The organism is Pseudomonas sp. BN606 (genome assembly GCF_029873115.1).
Taxonomy (GTDB): Bacteria; Pseudomonadota; Gammaproteobacteria; order Pseudomonadales; family Pseudomonadaceae; genus Metapseudomonas.
This window is the reverse complement of record NZ_SSOF01000073.1, coordinates 29,320-50,633: the sequence shown is the minus strand read 5'-3', so window position 1 is coordinate 50,633 and position 21,314 is coordinate 29,320. Positions and strand designations below refer to the sequence as shown.

Sequence of the window (21,314 nt, the reverse complement as noted above, 5' to 3'; positions counted from 1 at the left end):
GCATCGACTAGCACTTGTTATTTATACAATAAGAATTATTCTCATCTCGACGGTTTTCAAGGAGATGAGCCATGACCTACCTGATCGATGCCTGGCTGGATCGCCCCCACCCTTACCTGCGGATACTTCATCGGGAAACCGGTGAGGTCTGCGCCGTGCTGGAAGAAGAAGCCCTCGACGAACTGCGTGACCAGGGCGACCTCGACCTCGCCGGCCTCAACTCCAGCGAACCGCTGGTGCTCAAGGAACTGGTGCGCAACCTCTTCCTGTTCTGCTACGCCAGAGCATTGCGTCCGCACGGCGAGCTGCACTGAAGGTCATTTGGGAATCTGGATGACGCCAGGATGCGTCATCCGCAAGAGCGGCGCCCGGGCGCCGCTCTTGCAGCGAGGGCAAAGGCGCCCTCGCCGGTTCCTGGGCGTGTCAGGGGCGACTAACCCAGGGGTCGACTGGATCAGAGGATGTCCAGGAGTTCCACGTCGAACACAAGCACGCTGTGCGGCGGGATACTGCCGACAGCCTGGCCGCCGTAGGCCAGTTCGCTCGGAACGTGCAGGCGCCATTTGCTGCCGGCATTCATCAGTTGCAGGGCTTCGACCCAACCGGCGATCACGCCGCCAACCGGGAATTCGGCCGGCTGACCGCGATCGTAGGAGCTGTCGAACACAGTGCCGTCGATCAGGGTGCCGTGGTAGTGAGTCCGCACGGTGTCTTCAGCAGACGGCTTTGCGCCCTCGCCCGCTACCAGTACTTCGTACTGCAGGCCGGACGGCAGGACGGTCACGCCTTCGCGCTTGGCGTTCTCTTCCAGGTAGCTACGGCCGGCGCCAGCGGCGGCTTCGGCCTTGGCCGCGGCTTCTTCCTGCATGCGCTCACGGATCACGCGGAAGCTGGCGGACAGGGCGGCGCCATCAACACGGCTTTCCAGGCCCTGGAAGGCATCGCTGAGGCCAGCGATCACAGCTTCCAGACTCACGCCGGGCGGAGGATTGTCACGGATCTGGTCGCCGAGCTGACGGCCAATGCCATAGCTGACGCGGGTTTCGTCGGTGGAAAGATCGAGTTGGGACATGGCGGAACTCCGCTCCGGGAAAAAAGGCCGGCCAGACTAGCACAGCTTCCTTTCCCCGGCGCGGGCTCCCGCCGGCAACAACCGGGTCAGTGGGAGACGCGAGTGGAAATGGGCACGCGCACCGTGTCCTGGCTGTCCGCCTCCATCCCACACATCTCATCGTGCACCACGCTGTGCACCAGATGGAACGGCAACTCCGGGAACTCGCGAAGCACTTCCCGCGCATGTTCCACCGAGCGCAGGTGCGTTGCATGCCCCTGGCCGTCGTCCAGATGATGGGTGCGGCCATCGATCCGGGCTTCCAGCAGGTAGATGCCGCCCTCCAGGGAGATCAGGTTGATTTCTTCGACGTGCCCGGCACGGGCATGACTACTGAGGTCGTGCAATTTCATGGCGTCGCCCTCGCTCGATGTACACCTCAAATCTAATGCACAGGAACCAATGGGGGCGGCAGATACGCAACCGCCCGTCCGCTTTTCAGCGGCCGGGCGGTCTGGATGGCGATTTCACCCGGTCAGTGGTCGTGCTTGGTCATCTTGTCCAGGTAACCCATGGCGAAGGCCGAGACGACGAAGGTCATGTGCAGGACGACGTACCACATGATCTTGTTGTTATCGATGTTCTGCGCGTCCATGAAAATGCGCAGCAGGTGGATGGATGAGATCGCTACGATGGATGCCGCTACCTTCATCTTCAGCGAGCCGGAGTCCATCTTGCCGAGCCAGCTCAGCTTCTCTTTGCTGTCGTCGATATCCAGTTGCGAAACGAAGTTCTCGTAGCCGGAGATCATCACCATCACCAGCAGGCCGCCCACCAGCGACATATCGATCAGCGACAGCAGCACCAGGATCAGATCCGCTTCGGTCTTCTCGAAGACGTGCGGCAGGATGTGCACGATTTCCTGGAAGAATTTCAGGGTCAGAGCCAACAGAGCCAGGGACAGGCCGAAGTAGATCGGGGCCAGCAACCAGCGTGCGGCGTACATCGAATTTTCTATAAAGCGTTCCATGGCTTCTCGTAGTCAGTAAAAAACCGGCCGCGAGTATAACTAGCTGTTTCCTACAGAAAAATAATGGCAGCACGGGGAGAAATATCCCCAAACACTGTGGATAAGTCTGTGAACGAGCACTGGAGCGTCTGGCGAACGCCGCTTCGGCCGCAGGCTTGCAGCCGCTGCACAAAAGCTGGCCAGCCGAAATCCGTCAGGTTTCAGGACGGAACTGGTAGTCACCAAGGTTTCGGCAACGTGTGCCATTGATGCGTCGCAGCTCACCCTGGAGATGCAGGCGCCAGATCGGCGGATCGTGGGCTTCGGTGTAGCCCTGCTCGGCCAGGCAATCGGCAATGGCGGAGAGTACCGACTCCGCCACGAGAGGCCCATGGAACGGGCCCTGGGCTTTGATTGCCGAGGGTTGCTCCCCCGACATCCCTGCTGCGCAGAGCAGCGTCCAGAGTCCATTCTCTCCCGCCAGCGGACGGATCACGCACTCGATCCGGGTCACGAGTCCCAGGCACTGGCGGGTAAGGCAGAGGTTGCGCGTCATGGCGGCTTTCCTCGCAGAGGCCTGTTTTCAGCCTACACCCGAGTTCAGACCTGCGAAAGCGCGATGCTTATCCACGTGAACTGTGGATAACCCTGTGTACAGGGTGAGGGAAAGGCGGTGGGGCGTTGGCTGACCGAGGCTCCTCCCCCACCGCTCAATGACTGACCAGCCACACCGGGCACCAACCCCGGCGTGACGAGTCAGGGTTTGCTCACGATGGGCCCTGAGTCTTGTCCGGAACCGGCGCCTTGCCCGGCTCCTGCTTGGGGCCCTTGCGCGCAGGCTTGGGCGGTGCCGCAACCTTGGCGACGGCCTCCACCACCTCCTGGGCAAGTGCTGGTTTCTCTTCTTCCTCCAGCCCCATCTCGGCGATTTCCCGCAGTCGCGCCACGACGCGGGCGTTGACGCTGCCTTCAGGGAACTGGCCCTTGTCGTCCGGAACACCCGCCGGCTCGCCCACCAGCAGGCTCAGGGCCTCGTCGGCCTGGCGAACCGCGTAGACGTGGAAGCGGCCCTGGCGCACCGCCTCCAGCACGCGCTCGTCCAGCATCAGGGTGGTGACGTTCGCGTGAGGAATGATCACCCCCTGCTCGCCGGTCAGGCCGCGGGCCTCGCAGAGCCGGAAGAAGCCCTCGATCTTCTCGTTGACGCCACCCACCGCCTGCACTTCACCGAACTGGTTGATCGAGCCGGTGATGGCAAAGCACTGCTTGAGCGGCGTGCGCGAGAGAGCGGAGATCAGGGTGCAGGCCTCGCCAAGGGAAGCGCTGTCGCCGTCCACATAGCCGTAGGACTGCTCCAGGGCGATGCTCGCGGAGATTTCCAGGGGGAATTCCTGGGCATATCGGCTGCCGAGGTAGCCAGTAAGGATCATCACGCCCTTGGAGTGGATGGGCTGGCCCAGGTTGACCTCGCGCTCGATGTCGACGATGCCCGAGCTGCCCGGGTAGACGGTCGCGGAAATCCGCGCCGGCACACCGAACGCCGAATCGCCCACTTCCAGTACTGTCAGGCCGTTGCACTTGCCTACTGCGGCGCCAGCGGTGTCGATCAGGATGATGCCCGCCAGCATGTCGTCGAGGATGCGCGCGGAGACGCGGCCAGTCCGCGTGGCCTTGGCCTTGAGGGCGCGGTCGATATGATCGGCGTCGGTCAAGGGCTCATTCGCCAGCTGACGGATGAAGTCCGCTTCGCTGACCAGCTGGAACAGGTCGCCAATGCGCGCGGAAAGGCGGCCCTGGTGTTCGGCCAGACGGGCGCTGTAGGTCGCCAGACGGGCTACAGCTGCGGCAGTGAGGGGGGCCATGCCTTCTTCCGAGGTGCGGGTCTTCAGCAACTGAGCGAACTGCTCCAGGCTGTCGTCCGACAGGGCAATTTCCTCGTCGAAGTCCACGAGCACGCGGAACATCTCCTGGAAGTCGGGATCCAGGTCCTGCAGCGTGTAGTAGAGCTGGCGCGAACCGATGATCACCACCTTGACCTGCAGCGGGATCATCTGGGGTGTCAGGGTCACGGTGGCCAGGCGGCCGAGCTCAGCAAGGGGCGACTCCATCTTCAGCTTGCGCGACTGCAGTGCGCGTTTCAGGGCATCCCAGACGAAGGGTTCGCTCAGCAGTTTCTCGGCTTCCAGGATCAGGAAACCGCCGTTGGCCCGATGCAGCGCACCTGGGCGCAGCTGGCGGTAGCTGGTGTAGAGGGCACCCTGGTCGGTGCCGTACTCGATACGGCCGAACAGGTTGTCATAGGTGGGGTGCGGCTCGAATACCACAGGGGCACCGCCGCTGGCGTGATGGCCCACCACCAGGCTGGGGCAGTATTGCTCTTCCAGCAGCTCGCGACGCTGGGCGTCCGGCTTGTCGTCCAGCAGCTGGTCCACCACCGTCTTCAGCAGATTCACCTGCATGGCCTGCAGATAGGCCACCACGCCGGCATTCTCCGCGTACTTTTCCGACAGAGGCGAAAGCAGCGGTTGCAGTGCCTGGGTAATGGTTTCCTCGTTGAGATGGCGCAGCTGGTTGCTGGACTCGCGCTTCCACTGCGGCAGGCTGGACAGCTCCTCGTTCAGGCGCTCCTCCAGCAGGGAAATGTCGTCATGGAATCGATCGCGCTCGGCTTCATCCAGCTGGGCGAAGTCCGCTTCGTCCAGGGCCTTGCCGTCCTTCATGGGCGTGAAGGCGATGTTCGCGCTATCGCGATAGAGGGCGACATCCTTCTCCAGGGCCAGGCGCTCGATCACGTCCAGAGCACGGTCGTAACGCTGGTTGAAGGCGCGATCGATAGCGCTCTTCTTCTGTTGGAAAGTGGGCGTCTCGAATACCGCTGGGAAAGTAGCCAGCAGGTTATCCACCAGATGCTCGATGTCGCTGATGAAATCGTTCGCCTCGCCAGCCGGCAACTGCAAGGCCCGAGGCTCGCGGGGCTCTTCAAAGTGGTTGACGTAGAGCCAATCAGCCGGGGTTTCCAGGCGTTTGCCCTCGGCTTTGAGGTAGCGCTTGACGAAGGAGAAGCGGCCGGTGCCCGGCTCCCCCATCACATAGACGTTGTAACCGGGACGTGGCATCGCCACGCCGAACTGCAGGGCCTCCACCGCGCGCTCCTGGCCGAGCACGCCGCGGAAAGGCTCCAGATCTTCGGTCGACTTGAAACTGAACTGGTGGGGCTCGAAGGGACGGGTCAGCGCATCGGGCGCCAGTCGTAGGCTGGCAGCGAAGGAGTCAGGCATCGAGTGTCCTTAATGGCTCGGCAAGAAAGCAATGGCCGCATTCTGGCGCCGCCCTGACATCACTGGCAAGGCATAACGCCAGAGGTCTTCAATGGGGCAGGTCAGCGCAGCTCAGGCAGTACTCGGCCGCAGGTAGCACCGCCAGTCGCGCCGGCTCTATGGGCTCGCCGCAACGCTGGCAGTAGCCGTAGCTGCCGTCGGCCAGACGCAGCTTGGCCATGCCCACACGGCGCAGGGCAGCCTCGGTCTCGGCGAGGATGGCCGTCAGCACTTCGTCGTTCTCGCGCTCCCCCGCCTGTTCGGCGAAATCCGGTGAGTGGCTACTGGCCAGGTCTTCGCGAATCGAATTGGCGCGTGCGGTGTATTCCACTATCAGGGCGTCGAGGGCGGCCCGAGGGTCGGTGGTATTCATGCTGGAATCTCCCCTGTTCACTCCCTAAGTGTGGACGCTGTAACGCAGCCTGCACCCCGCTTGTGCAAACTTGCGCAAATGCACGTCTTAACCTTGCTTGACACCCGCCCCGGCGTTACCCAAAGCTCCGGGCGAATCTCTCACCAGGAAGAGCTGTGCCCTTGAAACGGATTTTCCCGTACCTCGCCCTGTGCACCTGGATCAACGCCCACGCCACTCCCCAGATCCCAGCCGAGCGCCTCGAGGCGCTGGCGAACAATCCCTATTGGATTGCCCTCGGCCATTACGAGACCGGAAAACTGGGGGGCTGGCGCAGCTATGTGGATGATCCCGACTTCTTCCTCGCCGAAGAGGGAGCGAGCGACCCGGCAGCCGAACTACGTGCCACCCTGACGGCCCTCTACACGGCGACCGATCAAGGCGACAAGCATCCGCAATGTGTCTACCCCGCTCGCACCCGCTGGCTTCGAGAGCAGCTCCAGCTCAGCGACCTGCCGCAGCCGGTTTGCGGCGAATACAAGGCCTGGTACGCCGACATCAACCCGCACAGCACCGTTCTGGTATTCCCCGCCGCCTACCTGAACAGCCCCTCGTCCATGTTCGGCCACACGCTGCTGCGCATCGACCAGCCGGACATCCACGAAAACAACACGGCAATGCTCAGTTATGCGCTGAACTTCGGCGCATTCATCGAAGGGGCGGACAACAGCATCCTCTACGCCTGGAAGGGCCTGATGGGGGGTTACCCCGGCCTGTTCGCCCTGGTGCCCTACCGCGACAAGCTCAAGGAGTACAGCCGCCTCGAGAACCGCGACCTCTGGGAGTACCGCCTGAACCTCACCGCCGAGGAAACCGGGCGCATGGTGGAGCACGTCTGGGAGCTCAAGCAGATCCGCTTCGACTATTACTTCTTCGACGAGAACTGCTCCTACCGCCTGCTGGAACTGCTGGAGATCGCCCGCTCTGGAATCGAGCTCACAGACCAGTTCCCGATTACCGCCATCCCCACCGATACCGTGCGCGCGGTCAAGCAGGCCGGCCTGGTGGAATCGATCGACTATCGTCCCTCGCGAGAAAAGGAACTGCTGGCACGCGCCGAGCCGCTGAACCATGCCGAGCAACAATGGGTACGCCAGCTGGCCGAAAACGAAAAGCTGCTTGATGCCCCGGACTTCCTCGCCCTGCCCGCTCCACGCCGTGCCCTGATCCAGGACGCCGCCTTCCGCCTGGTTCGCTACCGCGCGACCGGGGAAGCGCGCAGCAGCGAAAACGCCACGCGCAGCTACAAGCTGCTGCGGAGCATCAATCGCAATCCGCCGCCGGAGCTGAGTCTGGACCGCCCCGGGCTGCCCGAGGAGGGCCACGAATCGCGTACCTGGCAACTGGGCGCTGGTACCCGTGAGGACCGTGCTTTCGCCGAGTACGGCCTGCGCATGGCCTATCACGACCTCAACGACAACCTGTCAGGTTTCCCGCTGGGTGCGCAGATCGAGATCCTCCAGCTCAAGCTGCGCCAGTACGAGGACAACCACTGGCAGTTGCAGCGCCTGGACCTGGCCACCATCCGTTCACTGACCCCACGCGGGGAACTGCTCAAGCCCCTGTCCTGGCAAGTGGCCGGTGGACTAGAGCGCGTGCTGGGCGAAGATGGCGACGAACGCCTGGTCAGCCATCTCAATGGTGGTGTCGGTGGCTCCTGGCAGCTTGATGAAGACGCCCTCGGATTTGCCCTGGCAACTGCTCGCATCGAGCACAACGAGGACTTCGCCCCCTTCGTCGCCACTGCAGCGGGCTTCAACACCGGCCTGCTATGGCACAACCCGCTGGGCAGCCTCAGCCTGGAGGCGGCCGGTGACTACTTCCACAACGGTGAAGTCCGCCGCCGGCTCTCCCTCAACCAGCAATGGGACATCTCCCGCAACCTCGGCTTGCGCCTGACAGCACAGCGGGAGTTCAGCCAGCTTGCCGCGCCAGTGAACGAAGTGATGCTCGAACTGAAGTGGTATCACTATTGATGGGTTTCGTACCTCAAAGAAACGCCGCGCGCCCCATCCCAAGGTGCCTGCCTTGTCACGGCGGCGGCAGCGATTACCGCCGGCGCAGCCATCTGTAAGATGCGTCGCCGGCCTGCCCCGACAGGCCCACAATAGATGTCCACTCCTACCTGGCAGCACCGATGAAACCGAACAACTCACAACTGCTGGAAGTGGCCGGCGGCAAACCCATTCGCCTCTGGACGCAGGGCGTGCCGGTGGAGGACGAAGCTCGCCAGCAGTTGATCAACACCGCGAAGATGCCCTTCATCTTCAAGCACCTGGCGGTGATGCCCGACGTTCACCTGGGCAAGGGTTCGACCATCGGCAGCGTGATTCCCACCGTGGGCGCCATCATCCCCGCAGCGGTCGGCGTGGACATCGGCTGCGGGATGATCGCCGCCCTCACCTCCCTGCACGCCCGCGACTTGCCGGACAATCTCCACGGCCTGCGCAGCGCCATCGAACGCGCGGTCCCCCACGGAAAGACCTTCGGCAGGCGTGACCAGGGCGCCTGGGATGATGTACCGGACATCGCTGACCAGGCCTGGCGGCCGCTGGCCCGACGTTTCAAGGCCATTACCGCGAAGTACCCTCGCCTGGAAAAGACCAATAACCGGCATCACCTGGGCACCCTGGGCACCGGCAATCACTTCATCGAGGTCTGCCTGGACGAAACCGACCGAGTCTGGTTCATGCTGCACAGTGGCTCGCGTGGGGTCGGTAATGCTATCGGTACCCTGTTCATCGAACTGGCCCAGGCCGACATGCGCCAACACATCGCCAACCTGCCCGACCGGGACCTGGCCTACTTCGAGGAAGGCAGTCGACACTTCGACGACTACGTGGAAGCCGTGGGCTGGGCCCAGGACTTCGCCCGGCAGAACCGCTCGCTGATGATGCAGGCGGTTATCGAGGCTGCCCGCAAGGCGCTCAAGCGTCCCTTCGAGGCCAGCCTGGAAGCGGTGAACTGTCACCACAACTACGTGCAGAAAGAACGGCACTTCGGCCACGAGGTACTGGTGACGCGCAAGGGTGCGGTGTCAGCGCAGAAGGGCGAACTGGGCATCATTCCCGGCTCGATGGGCGCCAGGAGCTTCATCGTACGCGGCCTCGGCAATGAAGACGCCTTCTGCTCCTGCAGCCACGGTGCCGGTAGGGCCATGAGCCGTGGACGGGCAAAAAAACTGTTCACGGTGGAAGACCAGATCCGCGCCACCGCCCATGTCGAATGCCGCAAGGACAAGGATGTGATCGACGAGATCCCCATGGCCTACAAGGACATCGACGCCGTGATGGCAGCCCAGTGCGACCTGGTGGAAGTCGTGCACACCCTGCGCCAGGTGGTCTGCGTCAAGGGTTGAGCGCCTTGACGTTTTCATCACGCGCCTCGCGCTAGAGTCGCTCGCAACCCCCATTGCGCGTGCGCCCGCTTCCCGGCGCACGGGAGTCAACATGGCGTCGCGTCACGCCGCGCTCTTCATACTCATCAGCAGCCTGCTGGCAGGGTGTGAGTCCACCCATGACCACCTGATCGCCCAGGGTTATCCACCTGCATTCGCCGACGGTTTCGCCGATGGCTGCAGCAGCGGCCGCCAGGCCGCCGGAACCATCAGCGGAGAATTCCGCAAGGACGTACCGCGCTATCTCAAGGACGCAACGTACGCCGAAGGCTGGAGCGATGGATTCCGCCAATGCCAGGCACAAGTGCAGAGCGAGGAACGCCGCGAGTACGAGGATTGGCGCCGCGATCGGCACGACGATGAATGGGAACGGGACAGGAGCAACGCCATGGGGAGGGCGTTGCATCCGGATTGACGGCAAAGAATCTGTAGGGGCGAATGAGTTCGCCCCCACGAGGTCTGCCTCAGGAAACAGCAGCGTTACACCACACCTTGCGCCAGCATGGCATCAGCCACCTTCACGAAGCCGGCGATATTGGCGCCCTTCACGTAGTTCACCCGGCCGTTCTCCTCGCCGTAGCTCACGCAGGCGTGGTGGATGTTCTGCATGATGCCGTGCAAGCGCTGGTCCACTTCACCCGCGGTCCAGTGCAGGCGCATCGCGTTCTGACTCATTTCCAGGCCGCTGGTAGCAACGCCGCCGGCGTTGGATGCCTTGCCCGGCGCAAAGAGGATGCCCGCTTCGTGGAACAGGTCCACTGCGGCCAGGGTCGACGGCATGTTGGCGCCTTCGGCGACGCAGACACAGCCATTGGCCAGCAAGGCGCGAGCATCGTCGGCGTCCAACTCGTTCTGGGTCGCGCAGGGCAACGCGATGTCACAAGGCAGGGCCCAGGGACGCTGCCCAGGCAGGAAGCGCAGACCCGGGGCGGAGAGCTCACTGAGACGGCCACGGCGGACGTTCTTCAACTCCATCGCTGCTTCCCACTGTTCGACGGTCAGACCCGCCTCGGCGAACAGGGTGCCTTCGGAGTCGGACAGCGAAATCACTTTGCCGCCCAGCTCCATCACCTTCTGCGCCGCGTACTGGGCCACGTTGCCAGAGCCGGAAATGGCCACGCGCTGGCCGTCGAAGCCACGACCGATGCCTTTAAGCATTTCCTGAGCGAAGTAGACGCAACCGTAGCCCGTCGCCTCCGGGCGGATCAGGCTGCCGCCGTAGGCCAGGCCCTTGCCGGTGAACACCGACGTGAACTCGTTGGACAGACGTTTGTACTGACCGAAGAGGAAGCCGATTTCACGGGCGCCGACACCAATGTCACCGGCCGGCACGTCCAGGTCGGCGCCGATATGGCGGTAAAGCTCACTCATGAAGGACTGACAGAAGCGCATGACTTCGGCGTCGCTCTTGCCCTTGGGATCGAAGTCCGAACCGCCCTTGCCGCCGCCCATGGGCAGTGAGGTCAGGGAGTTCTTGAAGACCTGTTCGAAGGCGAGGAATTTCAGCACGCCCAGGTTCACCGAGGGATGGAAACGCAGGCCGCCCTTGTAGGGGCCGATGGCGCTGCTCATCTGCACGCGGAAACCACGGTTGACGCGGACCTGCCCTTGGTCGTCGACCCACGGAACCCGGAACAGCACGGCGCGTTCCGGCTCGACGATCCGCTCGACGATGCCGGCCTCCAGATACTGTGGATGGGTTTCAAGGAACGGCCAAAGGCTACGCAGTACCTCTTCCACGGCCTGATGGAACTCAGGCTGGTCGGGGTCGCGCTGCTTCAGGCGCAGCAGGAAGGCGTCGACAGATTGCGTCATGACTCTCACCAATTTCTTCTTTTGTGAACAATTTATGGCGCGAGACTCTACCAAGCCAGGCAGCACCTCGATAGGGCAAAATGACGCATATATGAATCTTTTTGGTGCAAAGAATATAAATCTTCACCAGCCGCAGTGAACTTACCTGCCAAAAGCCCAATTCCACGGGCACATAGAACGCACCCGTTCAAGCCATGAAGGCACCATCACAAAGCATCAACGCACCACAACGGACACTCAACCATTCATGCCTGATTGCTACATCGATGCCGGCGCTGCTGCCAGTCACGACTGGATACAATTCGCCATCTCAGGAACATGCGACGCGAGGAGAAATCATCGCGATGTGCCATATCGGCACTCATTGAGGAGTCCAAGGGATGCCCGGCCTGCGAAACGAACCCTGCACATTCATTGACACGGCACTTGGCGTCTTGATGCTGGGCAAGCTGATCACGCCAGCAGCAGCTCCAACGAACTGGATCGTCTCAAGCGCACTGTCGATGAGCAAAAGAGCCAGATGGATCAATTGAAGCGCAGCGTCGAAGACCTCAACCGCAAGGTGAAGTAACCCAAGGCGTGGGACGGGGCCTGAACGGTTCAGCGCCCCGCCGACGTGCGCAGCACCTCTCGGGGATTGATGCCCAGTGCACTGCGCTTGCCGCGCAGCACTACCGCGCCGTGGTCCGGCAGGGAATGCCAGACATCTTCCGCAACGCAGACACCGACGCCCATTGCCGCGTCGTCCAGCACCAGCTCCACCCGGAACTGGCAGCCGAGGCCGCCGTCATCCTTGTCCAGAACCCTGGCCGCGAACTCGGCGTCCTCCCCCAGCCACTGGGTGTAAAGCGCCGCCACCGGCACCTGCAGCGCGCCCCAGACCACTAGGATCAGTAGCGACCCCAGGACAGCGTGTAGCTGCCAGCGCGCACTGTCGGTTTCCAACTGAAAGAGGCTGACGAAACGCTCCCGCCAGGCCAGCCAGGCGTACAGCCCGCTGCCAGCCACGAGGGCACAGCCGACCGAACCGGCTTTCCAGGCAGGTGACGGGTAGAACGAGAAGTACAGGCCGCAGACCCCGAACAACGCCAGGGACGAGAGCCAGAACAGGTAGTGATTGAATCCCTTCATGGAGCCTCCTGAAACGACAACGGAGCCAAAGGGCTCCGTTGTCTTCTGCTACCTGCCCGGTAAATTACTGGGCGAGCTTCTTGTAGCGCACCCGGTGCGGCTGGGCGGCAGCCTCGCCGAGGCGTTTCTTGCGGTCCGCCTCGAACTCGGTGTAGTTGCCTTCGAAGAAGGTCACCTTGCCGTCGTCCTCATAGGACAGGATGTGGGTGGCGATACGGTCCAGGAACCAGCGATCGTGGGAGATCACGATGGCGGCGCCCGGGAAGTCCAGCAGCGCTTCTTCCAGCGCACGCAGGGTTTCCACGTCGAGGTCGTTGGACGGTTCGTCGAGCAGCAGCACGTTGCCGCCCTGCTTCAGGGTCAGGGCCAGGTGCAGGCGGCCACGCTCACCACCGGAGAGGTCCTTGACGAACTTCTGCTGGTCGGCGCCCTTGAAGTTGAAGCGGCCGACATAGCTGCGCGACGGGACTTCATAGTTGCCGATCTTGATCTGCTCGAAACCGTCGGAAACCTGCTGCCAAACGGTCTTGGTGCCTTCCAGGCTGTCGCGGCTCTGGTCGACGCTGGCGATCTGCACGGTCTCACCGATGTCGATGGTGCCGGAGTCCGGTTGCTCCTTACCGGTGAGCATGCGGAACAGCGTGGACTTGCCCGCACCGTTGCCGCCGATCACGCCGACGATGGCGCCTTTCGGAATGCTCAGGGACAGGTCGTCGATCAGGACACGATCACCGTAGCCCTTGGTAACGTTGTGCAGCTCGATGACCTTGTCACCCAGGCGCGGACCGGCCGGGATGTAGATCTCGTTGGTTTCGCTGCGCTTCTGGAATTCCTGGGATTGCATTTCCTCGAAGCGTTGCAGGCGCGCCTTGGACTTGGACTGGCGAGCCTTGGCGCCCTGGCGAACCCACTCCAGCTCGGCCTTCATGGCCTTGGCGTGGGAGGCTTCCTGCTTGGCTTCCTGGGCCAGGCGGTTGGCCTTGGATTCCAGCCAGCCGGAGTAGTTGCCCTCGAAGGGGATGCCGTGGCCACGGTCCAGCTCGAGAATCCAGCCGGCTACGTTGTCGAGGAAGTAACGGTCGTGGGTAATGGCTACCACGGTGCCGGGGAAGTCGTGGAGGAAGTGCTCCAGCCAGGCCACGGAGTCGGCGTCCAGGTGGTTGGTCGGCTCGTCCAGCAGCAGCATGTCAGGGGCGGACAGCAGCAGGCGGCACAGGGCCACGCGGCGCTTCTCGCCACCGGAAAGGTGTTCGATCTTCGCGTCCCACTGCGGCAGGCGCAGAGCATCGGCGGCGACTTCCAGCTGGCGCTCCAGGTTATGGCCATCGGAGGCCTGGAGGATGGCTTCCAGCTTGGCCTGCTCGGCAGCCAGGGCATCGAAATCGGCGTCCGGCTCGGCGTAGGCGGCGTAGACCTCGTCCAGGCGGGCCTGGGCCTGCTTGATCTCGCCCACCGCCTCTTCGACGATGTCGCGCACGGTCTTGGTCGGATCCAGCTTGGGTTCCTGGGGCAGGTAGCCGACTTTGATGCCAGGCATCGGGCGGGCTTCACCATCGATCTCGGTATCCACCCCGGCCATGATGCGCAGGAGGGTCGACTTACCCGCGCCGTTCAGACCGAGCACGCCGATCTTGGCGCCCGGGAAGAAGGAAAGGGAAATGTCTTTGAGGATCTCACGCTTCGGGGGCACGACCTTGCCGACCCGGTGCATGGTGTAGACGTATTGAGCCATGACTGACCTTGGTGCTGTGACGAATGTGGAATAAGGCGGGGAGCGACTATCAGGGAACAGGCGCTCCCGCGCGCGTGCGGCAAAGCTACCGGAATGCACCGGGGAGGGCAAACGACACTCGTCGGTCGTACTGGCACTTTGCATGCCTTCAGGGCATGCTAGCCGCCCCGCGCCCCATGTGGCACGGGACACCCCGTCACCTGCCAATCGAGCAGTAGCAGGAACGCCACGCTTGCCAGTCAGCTCCCGCCCTCCAACCCAGCATGAGCCAGGACATCTCCTGGCCAGCGCGCCCGCGCGCGGCTCGGTCAAGGGACTGCTGGTCGGTCTCGTGCTGCTGATGCTCGCACTGCTCCTCTGGCAGCTGCATCAGGAATACCGCCAACTGCAGGACGGTGCCCGGGAGCGCAACTACACGCTGACCCGCGAGCTGGCCAGCCACCTTGAGCTGGTCATGCAGATGAAGGCCGACGCGGTGCTTGCACTGCTTCGCCAGCAACCGACCAGGCCCGAGGTCGAAGACGAGCGACTGGCCGAACTTGAGCTCGTGCGCCCCATCCTGCCAGCGATCACCAGCCTGGCCTGGCTCAACCCCAATGGCGGCGTACTGGCAGATACCCAGGCCGACAGCGACGATGAACTGTTCCTCGCCAGCCTGGCCCAGCGTAGCGAGGGCCAGACCTATCACTTCGCCTTCAGCACCGAGGGTCGAGGCGAGGTCTACCTGATCCTGCGCCAGTCGCCGCTGCCCGAGCCCAGCGGCTACTGGGCCCTGCGTCTGGACGCCGAGGCCATTCGCACCTGGCTGCTCAAGCACGAAGACCGCAATTACCGCTGGCTACTGGAAGACCATTTCCTGCAGCGGGTCCTGGCGCAAAGCGGCAAATTCAGCCACAGCAATCCCATCGTGATGCCCGTGACCGCCGAGCAGGAAGGGCAGACCATCCTCGTTTCGGCGCTCAAGAACAGCGATTGGCAATTGCGAGCGCTGCACGACGAGCGCCAAGTACGCGCCCGACTGCTGCCTGAACTGCTCAGCAAACTGCTGCTGTTCCTCATCAGCGCCAGCCTGGCGTTGATCGCCCTCTACTACCTGCAGCGCGAGCAACGCGGCCTGCGCGAACTCAACGCCGCATCACGACGCTCGCTGCGCCAGGCTGCCAGTGCCCTTGGTGTGATCGAGGAGCGTGTGCTGGTGACCCAGGTAGACGGCCGCCTGAGCTACCTCAACCCCCAGGCCGAGACCATGTTCGGCATCAGCGGCGAAACCGCCCAGGACCACCACCTGCTGGCCCTGCTGCCGGGCCTGGACCCGCTGCTGCTCAATGCGCCGAACCTGGACCACGAACTGGGTTCGGACCTGGTGCAGTTTCGGCGCAACGGCGAGACGCGCCTGCTGGCTGTCACCCGTAACGATCTCAATGACGGTAGCCAGCTGCTCGGCTATGTCTGGGTGGTGCGCGACGTCACTGAAGAGCAGCACGCACTGCGCGTACTGCAGGAAACCCGGCGTCGCTACCAGGACATCTTCGAGGGCAGCGGCATCGCGCTCTGCGTGCTGGACCTCGCCGATCTGCGCAAGTACCTGATCCAGCAAGGTATGCGCGATCACGCCAGCCTCGCGGCATGGTTCAAGGACAATCGCGAACGTCACGCCGAACCGCTGCGCCTGCTGCGTATCACCGAGGTGAACCAGGTGGCCATGCGCCTGCTGGAAGTCAGCAGCAGCGAGCAGGCCTGGTGCCAGTTGATCGGCACGCACCCACTGCGTGAGGGCGGCATCCGCTTCCAGGTGATGGCCGCCCTGCTGGGAGGCAACAGGCACCTGGAAATGGAAAGCCAGATCGTCACGGCCCAGGGACAGGTGCGACACATCTGGCTGGTGCTGCACCTGCCGGACATGATCCAGGACCTCGAAGCCGTCACCCTCAGCATCAGCGACATCACCAGCCGCAAACAGGTCGAGCTGTCGCTGATCGAACGTGAGCGATTCTGGTCCGACGTGGTGCTGGCGGTGCCCGATACCCTTTATGTGCACGACATCATCAGCAAACGGGTGATGCTCACCAACAATCGCCTTGCCCAACAGCTGGGCTACAGCCGAAAAGATGTGCGCAAGATGGGCGAGCGCTTCTGGGAGGAAGTGCTACATCCCGACGACGCCGAACAGTACTGGCGCGTGCGCAGCCTGCAGCAGGTAGTGGGCGATGGCATGCTTCTGCAGTGCCAGTTGCGCTGGCGACACAAGGACGGAAGCTGGCACTGGTTCGATGTGCGCGAGCAGGCCCTGGCCCGCGACGACAAGGGCCGCGTCAGCCGCCTGATCGGCGTGGCGAAAGACATCACCGAGCAAATCGAAGCCACCGAGTCCATGCGCGAGAGTGAACGCCGCTACCGCATGCTGGCCGAAAGCATCAGCGACGTGATCTTCACCACCGACAGCGAACTACAGCTCAACTACGTCAGCCCCTCGGTCCAGCCAGTACTCGGCTATAGCGCTGACTGGGCCATCGCCAACGGTTTCCAGGGAATGGCGGCCGACCCACGGCAAATGCTCGAGCTGTTCGATCAGCTTGAGCAGATTCGCAGCGCCCTGGGCAACCCCCAGCGCCTGGCCGAACTGCGCAACCAGATGCCGGCGCGGCTGTTCCTTTTCGACTGCATGCGTGCCGATGGCCAGAAGATCCCGGTGGAACTGCGCACCATGCTGATGTGGGACGAATACGGGCGTTTCGAAGGCATGCTCGGCGTCGGTCGGGACATCAGCCAGCAACGCCGCGCCGACAAGGATCTGCGCATGGCGGCTACGGTGTTCGAGCACTCCACCTCGGCCATCCTCGTCACCGATCCGGCGGGTTACATCGTCCAGGTCAACGAAGCCTTCTGCCGCATTACCGGCCACAAGGCCGACGAAGTGCTGGACCAGCTGCCATCGATGCTCACCGCCGACCGCCAGCAGGCCAATCAGCTCAACTACATCATTGGCCAACTCAACCAGCGCGGCAGTTGGGAAGGCGAGATCTGGCTCAAGCGCCACGAAGGCGACACCTACCCCGCCTGGGTCGGCATCACCGCCGTGCACGACGAAGACGGTGACCTGGTCAGCTACGTCTGCTTCTTCAGCGACATCAGCGAGCGCAAGGCCAGCGAGCAGCGCATCCATCGCCTGGCCTACTACGACGGCCTGACCCACTTGCCCAACCGCACGCTTTTCCAGGACCGGCTGCATACGGCCCTGCAGTACGCCGAGCGGCACCAGGAATGGGTGGTGCTGATGTTCCTCGATCTCGACCGTTTCAAGCCGATCAACGACTCCCTCGGTCACGCCGCCGGCGATCGCATGCTTAAGGATGTCGCCGTGCGCCTGGCGGCCTGCGTTCACGATGACGACACCGTGGCGCGCATGGGCGGCGACGAATTCACCTTGCTGCTGCAGCCACGCGCCACCCGAGAAGGCGCCCTGAACCGGGCCGTGCATGTCGCCGAACAGATCCTCGACAGCCTGGCCCGCCCCTTCGTTCTCGAAGGCCGCGAGTTCTTCGTCACTGCGAGCATCGGCATCGCCCTCGCGCCCCAGGACGGCCGCGAGCTGAGCCAATTGATGAAGAACGCCGACACGGCGATGTACCACGCCAAGGAACGCGGCAAGAACAACTTCCAGTTCTACCAGGCGGATATGAACGCCCGCGCCCTGGAACGCCTGGAACTGGAGAGCGATCTGCGTCACGCCCTGGAGCAGGGCGAATTCCTTCTCTACTACCAGCCGCAGTTCTCCGGCGACGGCAAGCGCCTGACCGGAGTGGAGGCCCTGCTGCGCTGGCGCCACCCCAAGCGCGGGTTGGTACCGCCTGGTGAGTTCATTCCGGTGCTGGAAGAGCTCGGTCTGGTGGTGCAGGTAGGCGACTGGGTACTGAACGAAGCCTGCCGCCAACTCAAGGCCTGGCACCAGGAGAAGATTCGCCTGCCGAAGATTTCGGTGAACATTTCCGCCCGCCAGTTCGCCGACGGACAACTGGCCGAGCGCATCGCCGCCATCATCGAAGACAGTGGCCTGCCACCGGCCTGTCTGGAGCTGGAATTGACCGAGAGCATCCTGATGCGCGACGTGGCCGAAGCCATGGACATCCTCGAGAACCTCAAGCGCCTGGGCCTGTGCATTGCAGTGGACGACTTCGGCACCGGCTACTCATCGCTCAACTACCTCAAGCAGTTCCCCATCGACGTACTGAAGATCGACCGCAGCTTCGTCGACGGCCTGCCCGATGGCGAGCGCGACGCACAGATCGCCCGCGCCATCATCGCCATGGCCCACAGCCTGAACCTGGCGGTGATCGCCGAAGGCGTGGAGACCCACGCCCAGCTCGAGTTCCTTCGCGAACACGGTTGCGACGAAGTCCAGGGCTACCTCTTCGGCCACCCGATGCCGGCGGCGCGCTTCGAGCACCTGTTCGGCAGCAGTGCCAACTTCATCCTCAGCTGAGTCGGCGTTCAGTTCCGCACAAGCGCTGGCCATGAGGGCCACTTGTCTGTCACATGACCGACCTTCATATGCCAGCCAGCGACCTATCAGGTAGAATGCGACCCTTTCCTAGCACCGATCCTTATGAGGACCGCCATGTTCAGCCGTGATTTGACCCTCGCCCGCTACGATGCCGACCTGTTCGCCGCCATGGAGCAAGAAGCCAAGCGCCAGGAAGAGCACATCGAGCTCATCGCCTCCGAGAACTACACCAGCCCGGCGGTGATGGAAGCCCAGGGCTCCGTGCTGACCAACAAGTACGCCGAAGGCTACCCGCACAAGCGCTACTACGGTGGCTGCGAATACGTCGACATCGTCGAGCAACTGGCCATCGACCGCGCCAAGGAACTGTTCGGCGCCGACTACGCCAACGTTCAGCCGCACGCGGGTTCCCAGGCCAACGCCGCTGTCTACCTGGCGCTGCTCAATGCCGGTGACACCATCCTCGGCATGAGCCTGGCCCACGGCGGCCACCTGACCCACGGCGCCAGCGTGAGCTCCTCCGGCAAGCTGTACAACGCCGTACAGTACGGCATCGATGCCAATGGCCTGATCGACTACGACGAAGTCGAGCGCCTGGCCGTCGAGCACAAGCCGAAGATGATCGTCGCCGGCTTCTCCGCCTACTCCCAGGTTCTGGACTTCCCGCGCTTCCGCGCCATCGCCGACAAGGTAGGCGCCTACCTGTTCGTCGACATGGCCCATGTTGCCGGTCTGGTCGCCGCTGGCGTCTACCCGAACCCGGTTCCGTTCGCCGACGTGGTCACCACCACCACCCACAAGACCCTGCGCGGTCCGCGTGGCGGCCTGATCCTCGCTCGCAAGAACGAAGAGATCGAGAAGAAGCTGAACTCCGCTGTATTCCCGGGCGCCCAGGGCGGTCCGCTGGAGCACGTGATCGCCGCCAAGGCCGTGTGCTTCAAGGAAGCCCTGCAGCCTGAGTTCAAGACCTACCAGCAGCAGGTCCTGAAAAACGCCCAGACCATGGCCCAGGTCTTCATCGACCGTGGCTTCGACGTGGTTTCCGGCGGTACCCAGAACCACCTGTTCCTGCTGTCGCTGATCAAGCAGGACATCACGGGTAAAGACGCCGACGCCGCCCTGGGTCGCGCCTTCATCACCGTGAACAAGAACTCGGTACCGAACGATCCGCGTTCTCCGTTCGTCACCTCCGGCCTGCGTATCGGCACCCCGGCGGTCACCACTCGCGGTTTCAAGGAAGCCGAGTGCCGCGAACTGGCCGGCTGGATCTGCGACATCCTCGAGAACATGGGCGACGAGTCCGTGATCGACGCGGTTCGCGAGAAGGTCAAGGCCATCTGCGCCAAGCTGCCGGTTTACGGCAAGTAAGCGACAGAGCAACGAGAAAGCCCGGCAAATGCCGGGCTTTTTTGTGGGTGTTCAGCTCGTACCGGATTGGCAATCCGGTACGAGTCGGCTTCGACATAGGTGACCCGTTCATTGCCGAGTGGACTTCCACTTTCTGTTTCGTCTTCCCAGGCGAGTCCCTTCCTCAATCGGCAGATGGCCGCACCCGGAAAGAAGCCAAAGGGCTTGCCCCTGCATCCGGCCCCGGCTTCGCCGGGGTGCCCTCCCTCCATCATTGCGCTGGGCTTACTGAAGAGGCGGAGTCGCTGCCCCACCTCCTCTGCAAACCTTCAGGCGATACCCACGCATCAGCATTGTTCTGCCACTTCCGGTGCGAGTCCCCCCTCTACCTCGGGGAGAGGGACGGGGGTGAGGGAAGCCCGCGCCTCTCGCGCAATCTTGCCAATCGAGGATGAGACCTTGATCTGGAAATCCGCATACCTCCAAGGCCTCAGGATGCTCCACCCCTCACAACGCAGTACGCGCCGCCTTGATCTGCTGCCACAGCGCGTCGACGTGCGTTTTCTGCTCTGGCTTCAGGCGCTCCAGGAAGTACAGGCGCTTTCGCTCTGCCTGGTCGGGCACCAGCATCGGTTGCTCCTGCGCCAGCCGGGCCATTTCCGGCGAATCTGCCGCCATGGGCGAATAGAAGCGCGATGCCAGGGCATTGCGCCGCGCATTCTCGGGCTTCAGCAGATAGTCGATGAACCGGTAGGCAAGGTCGGGCCGCGCGGCATTGGCGGGAATCGCCAGGCTGTCGATAAACACCAGGGCACCCTCATCAGGAATCCGAAAACGCAGCGCAGGGTTCTTTTCCGCCGCCGTCAGCGCATGTCCAACCCAGGCCATGGCCACACAGAGCTTGCCGCTGGCGAGGTCGCCGACATAGCCGTCGTTGTCCAGGTTACGGAACTGCCCCTGCATGGCCAGCAACTGCTTGCCGGCCTGGTCAATCTGCCGGGTGCCTGCCTTGCTCAGGTTACGGCCTCGATAGTTGAGCCATAGTGAAAGGGTCTCCTCCGGTGCATCCAGCATTCCCAGGCCGCAGCCCGCCAGGCGCGATCGCTGCTGCTCGTCGAAGAGCAGGCTCCAGCTGTTTGGCAAGGCACCGCCAAGCGCCGCTTCAGCCAGGGACGGATTGCTCACCAGGCCAACCGAGCCCCAGAGATAGGGCACCACGTAGCGGTTCGCAGAATCGAATCCGGCCAGCATGGCCAGCAGTGCAGGGTCCAGGCTGCCGTAATAGGGCAACTGAGCGAAATCCAGAGACTGCAGGCGCTTTTCGCCGATCAACCTTGTGAGCTGGAAATGCGAGGGCACCACCAGGTCGTACTGCGCCGACCCGGCCAGGGCCGCATCCAGGTCAGCGGCAGTATTGAAAGTGGTGTACTCGACGCGAATCCCGCTTTCACGCTGGAAAGCGGCGAGCACCTCGGGATCGATGTAGTTGGTCCAGTTGTAGACCCGCAAAACCTCTTCGGCCTGGGCAAACGCGGTCAGCAACGTGCACAGCAACAGGCAGAACGTCTTCTTCATGGTTCCCTCCCGCCCTGCTCCGTTGAG

The 21,314-nt window shown here is 63.1% G+C and carries 16 protein-coding genes; 6 read left to right on the top strand and 10 right to left on the bottom strand.

Translation table 11 applies throughout. The features are described from left to right. Positions 1–71: 71 nt before the first annotated feature. On the top strand, positions 72–314 hold the full coding sequence (locus E8E75_RS15295; protein ID WP_120653003.1) for a hypothetical protein: 243 nt from the start codon (positions 72–74) through the stop codon (positions 312–314). Positions 315–454: 140 nt separating this feature from the next. Here the strand turns inward: E8E75_RS15295 and E8E75_RS15290 are convergent, their stop codons facing one another. The 6 genes from E8E75_RS15290 to E8E75_RS15265 all read right to left on the bottom strand — a co-directional run bounded on the left by E8E75_RS15290 (position 455) and on the right by E8E75_RS15265 (position 5,750). Further along, a complete protein-coding gene (locus tag E8E75_RS15290) occupies positions 455–1,072 on the bottom strand; it encodes an FKBP-type peptidyl-prolyl cis-trans isomerase (RefSeq protein WP_120653004.1) in 618 nt (205 codons plus the stop codon). 86 nt (positions 1,073–1,158) lie between these two features. Continuing rightward, on the bottom strand, positions 1,159–1,464 hold the full coding sequence (locus E8E75_RS15285) for a DUF6482 family protein (RefSeq protein WP_120653005.1): 306 nt from the start codon (positions 1,462–1,464) through the stop codon (positions 1,159–1,161). Between the two features lie 122 nt (positions 1,465–1,586). Then, positions 1,587–2,081 (bottom strand): TIGR00645 family protein, encoded by a 495-nt coding sequence (locus E8E75_RS15280; protein WP_120653006.1) that lies wholly within the window; start codon positions 2,079–2,081, stop codon positions 1,587–1,589. Positions 2,082–2,274: 193 nt separating this feature from the next. Next, complete coding sequence (locus E8E75_RS15275) at positions 2,275–2,616, bottom strand: hypothetical protein (protein WP_028629637.1); 342 nt, start codon at positions 2,614–2,616, stop codon at positions 2,275–2,277. A gap of 211 nt (positions 2,617–2,827) precedes the next feature. Next, on the bottom strand, positions 2,828–5,338 hold the full coding sequence (locus tag E8E75_RS15270) for an ATP-binding protein (RefSeq protein WP_120653007.1): 2,511 nt from the start codon (positions 5,336–5,338) through the stop codon (positions 2,828–2,830). A gap of 88 nt (positions 5,339–5,426) precedes the next feature. Next, complete coding sequence (locus E8E75_RS15265) at positions 5,427–5,750, bottom strand: TraR/DksA family transcriptional regulator (RefSeq protein ID WP_120653008.1); 324 nt, start codon at positions 5,748–5,750, stop codon at positions 5,427–5,429. A 155-nt stretch (positions 5,751–5,905) separates the two neighbouring features. Here E8E75_RS15265 and E8E75_RS15260 point away from each other — a divergent pair, with 155 nt between their 5' ends. The 3 genes from E8E75_RS15260 (at position 5,906) to E8E75_RS15250 (ending at position 9,601) form a co-directional block, all read left to right on the top strand. Continuing rightward, the gene (locus E8E75_RS15260; protein ID WP_280359361.1) at positions 5,906–7,765 is read left to right on the top strand and encodes a DUF4105 domain-containing protein; all 1,860 of its coding nucleotides are present in this window, start codon (positions 5,906–5,908) and stop codon (positions 7,763–7,765) included. 161 nt (positions 7,766–7,926) lie between these two features. Then, complete coding sequence (locus E8E75_RS15255; RefSeq protein ID WP_153921576.1) at positions 7,927–9,147, top strand: RtcB family protein; 1,221 nt, start codon at positions 7,927–7,929, stop codon at positions 9,145–9,147. 91 nt (positions 9,148–9,238) lie between these two features. Continuing rightward, positions 9,239–9,601 carry a hypothetical protein gene (locus E8E75_RS15250; protein WP_120653011.1) on the top strand — a complete coding sequence of 121 codons (363 nt, stop codon included), beginning with the start codon at positions 9,239–9,241 and terminating at the stop codon, positions 9,599–9,601. Between the two features lie 65 nt (positions 9,602–9,666). On the opposite strand, the gene gdhA is transcribed toward E8E75_RS15250, so the two are convergent. The 3 genes from gdhA to ettA all read right to left on the bottom strand — a co-directional run bounded on the left by gdhA (position 9,667) and on the right by ettA (position 13,864). Further along, positions 9,667–11,001, bottom strand: a complete 1,335-nt coding sequence (gdhA, locus tag E8E75_RS15245) for an NADP-specific glutamate dehydrogenase (RefSeq protein ID WP_120653012.1) — start codon at positions 10,999–11,001, stop codon at positions 9,667–9,669. Positions 11,002–11,601: 600 nt separating this feature from the next. Further along, positions 11,602–12,132 carry a hypothetical protein gene (locus tag E8E75_RS15240; protein ID WP_120653013.1) on the bottom strand — a complete coding sequence of 177 codons (531 nt, stop codon included), beginning with the start codon at positions 12,130–12,132 and terminating at the stop codon, positions 11,602–11,604. Between the two features lie 64 nt (positions 12,133–12,196). Then, entirely contained in the window at positions 12,197–13,864 is a 1,668-nt protein-coding gene (gene ettA / locus E8E75_RS15235) for an energy-dependent translational throttle protein EttA (RefSeq protein ID WP_120653014.1), read from the bottom strand. 340 nt (positions 13,865–14,204) lie between these two features. Between ettA and E8E75_RS15230 the strand changes: the two genes are divergently transcribed. Continuing rightward, positions 14,205–18,344 (top strand): EAL domain-containing protein, encoded by a 4,140-nt coding sequence (locus tag E8E75_RS15230; RefSeq protein WP_153921629.1) that lies wholly within the window; start codon positions 14,205–14,207, stop codon positions 18,342–18,344. 135 nt (positions 18,345–18,479) lie between these two features. Next, positions 18,480–19,733, top strand: coding sequence for a serine hydroxymethyltransferase (glyA, locus tag E8E75_RS15225; RefSeq protein ID WP_120653015.1), 1,254 nt, complete (start codon positions 18,480–18,482; stop codon positions 19,731–19,733). 486 nt (positions 19,734–20,219) lie between these two features. Here the strand turns inward: glyA and E8E75_RS15220 are convergent, their stop codons facing one another. Continuing rightward, positions 20,220–21,287, bottom strand: coding sequence for an extracellular solute-binding protein (locus E8E75_RS15220; protein ID WP_153921579.1), 1,068 nt, complete (start codon positions 21,285–21,287; stop codon positions 20,220–20,222). Between the last annotated feature and the right edge of the window lie 27 nt (positions 21,288–21,314).

Excerpts from the sequence above, each read along its gene's own strand:
- E8E75_RS15295 (WP_120653003.1), top strand. The coding sequence starts at position 72 with ATGACCTACCTGATCGATGCCTGGCTGGATCGCCCCCACCCTTACCTG.
- E8E75_RS15290 (WP_120653004.1), bottom strand. The coding sequence starts at position 1,072 with ATGTCCCAACTCGATCTTTCCACCGACGAAACCCGCGTCAGCTATGGC.
- E8E75_RS15285 (WP_120653005.1), bottom strand. The coding sequence starts at position 1,464 with ATGAAATTGCACGACCTCAGTAGTCATGCCCGTGCCGGGCACGTCGAA.
- E8E75_RS15280 (WP_120653006.1), bottom strand. The coding sequence starts at position 2,081 with ATGGAACGCTTTATAGAAAATTCGATGTACGCCGCACGCTGGTTGCTG.
- E8E75_RS15275 (WP_028629637.1), bottom strand. The coding sequence starts at position 2,616 with ATGACGCGCAACCTCTGCCTTACCCGCCAGTGCCTGGGACTCGTGACC.
- E8E75_RS15270 (WP_120653007.1), bottom strand. The coding sequence starts at position 5,338 with ATGCCTGACTCCTTCGCTGCCAGCCTACGACTGGCGCCCGATGCGCTG.
- E8E75_RS15265 (WP_120653008.1), bottom strand. The coding sequence starts at position 5,750 with ATGAATACCACCGACCCTCGGGCCGCCCTCGACGCCCTGATAGTGGAA.
- E8E75_RS15255 (WP_153921576.1), top strand. The coding sequence starts at position 7,927 with ATGAAACCGAACAACTCACAACTGCTGGAAGTGGCCGGCGGCAAACCC.
- E8E75_RS15250 (WP_120653011.1), top strand. The coding sequence starts at position 9,239 with ATGGCGTCGCGTCACGCCGCGCTCTTCATACTCATCAGCAGCCTGCTG.
- gdhA (WP_120653012.1), bottom strand. The coding sequence starts at position 11,001 with ATGACGCAATCTGTCGACGCCTTCCTGCTGCGCCTGAAGCAGCGCGAC.
- E8E75_RS15240 (WP_120653013.1), bottom strand. The coding sequence starts at position 12,132 with ATGAAGGGATTCAATCACTACCTGTTCTGGCTCTCGTCCCTGGCGTTG.
- ettA (WP_120653014.1), bottom strand. The coding sequence starts at position 13,864 with ATGGCTCAATACGTCTACACCATGCACCGGGTCGGCAAGGTCGTGCCC.
- E8E75_RS15230 (WP_153921629.1), top strand. The coding sequence starts at position 14,205 with ATGCTCGCACTGCTCCTCTGGCAGCTGCATCAGGAATACCGCCAACTG.
- glyA (WP_120653015.1), top strand. The coding sequence starts at position 18,480 with ATGTTCAGCCGTGATTTGACCCTCGCCCGCTACGATGCCGACCTGTTC.
- E8E75_RS15220 (WP_153921579.1), bottom strand. The coding sequence starts at position 21,287 with ATGAAGAAGACGTTCTGCCTGTTGCTGTGCACGTTGCTGACCGCGTTT.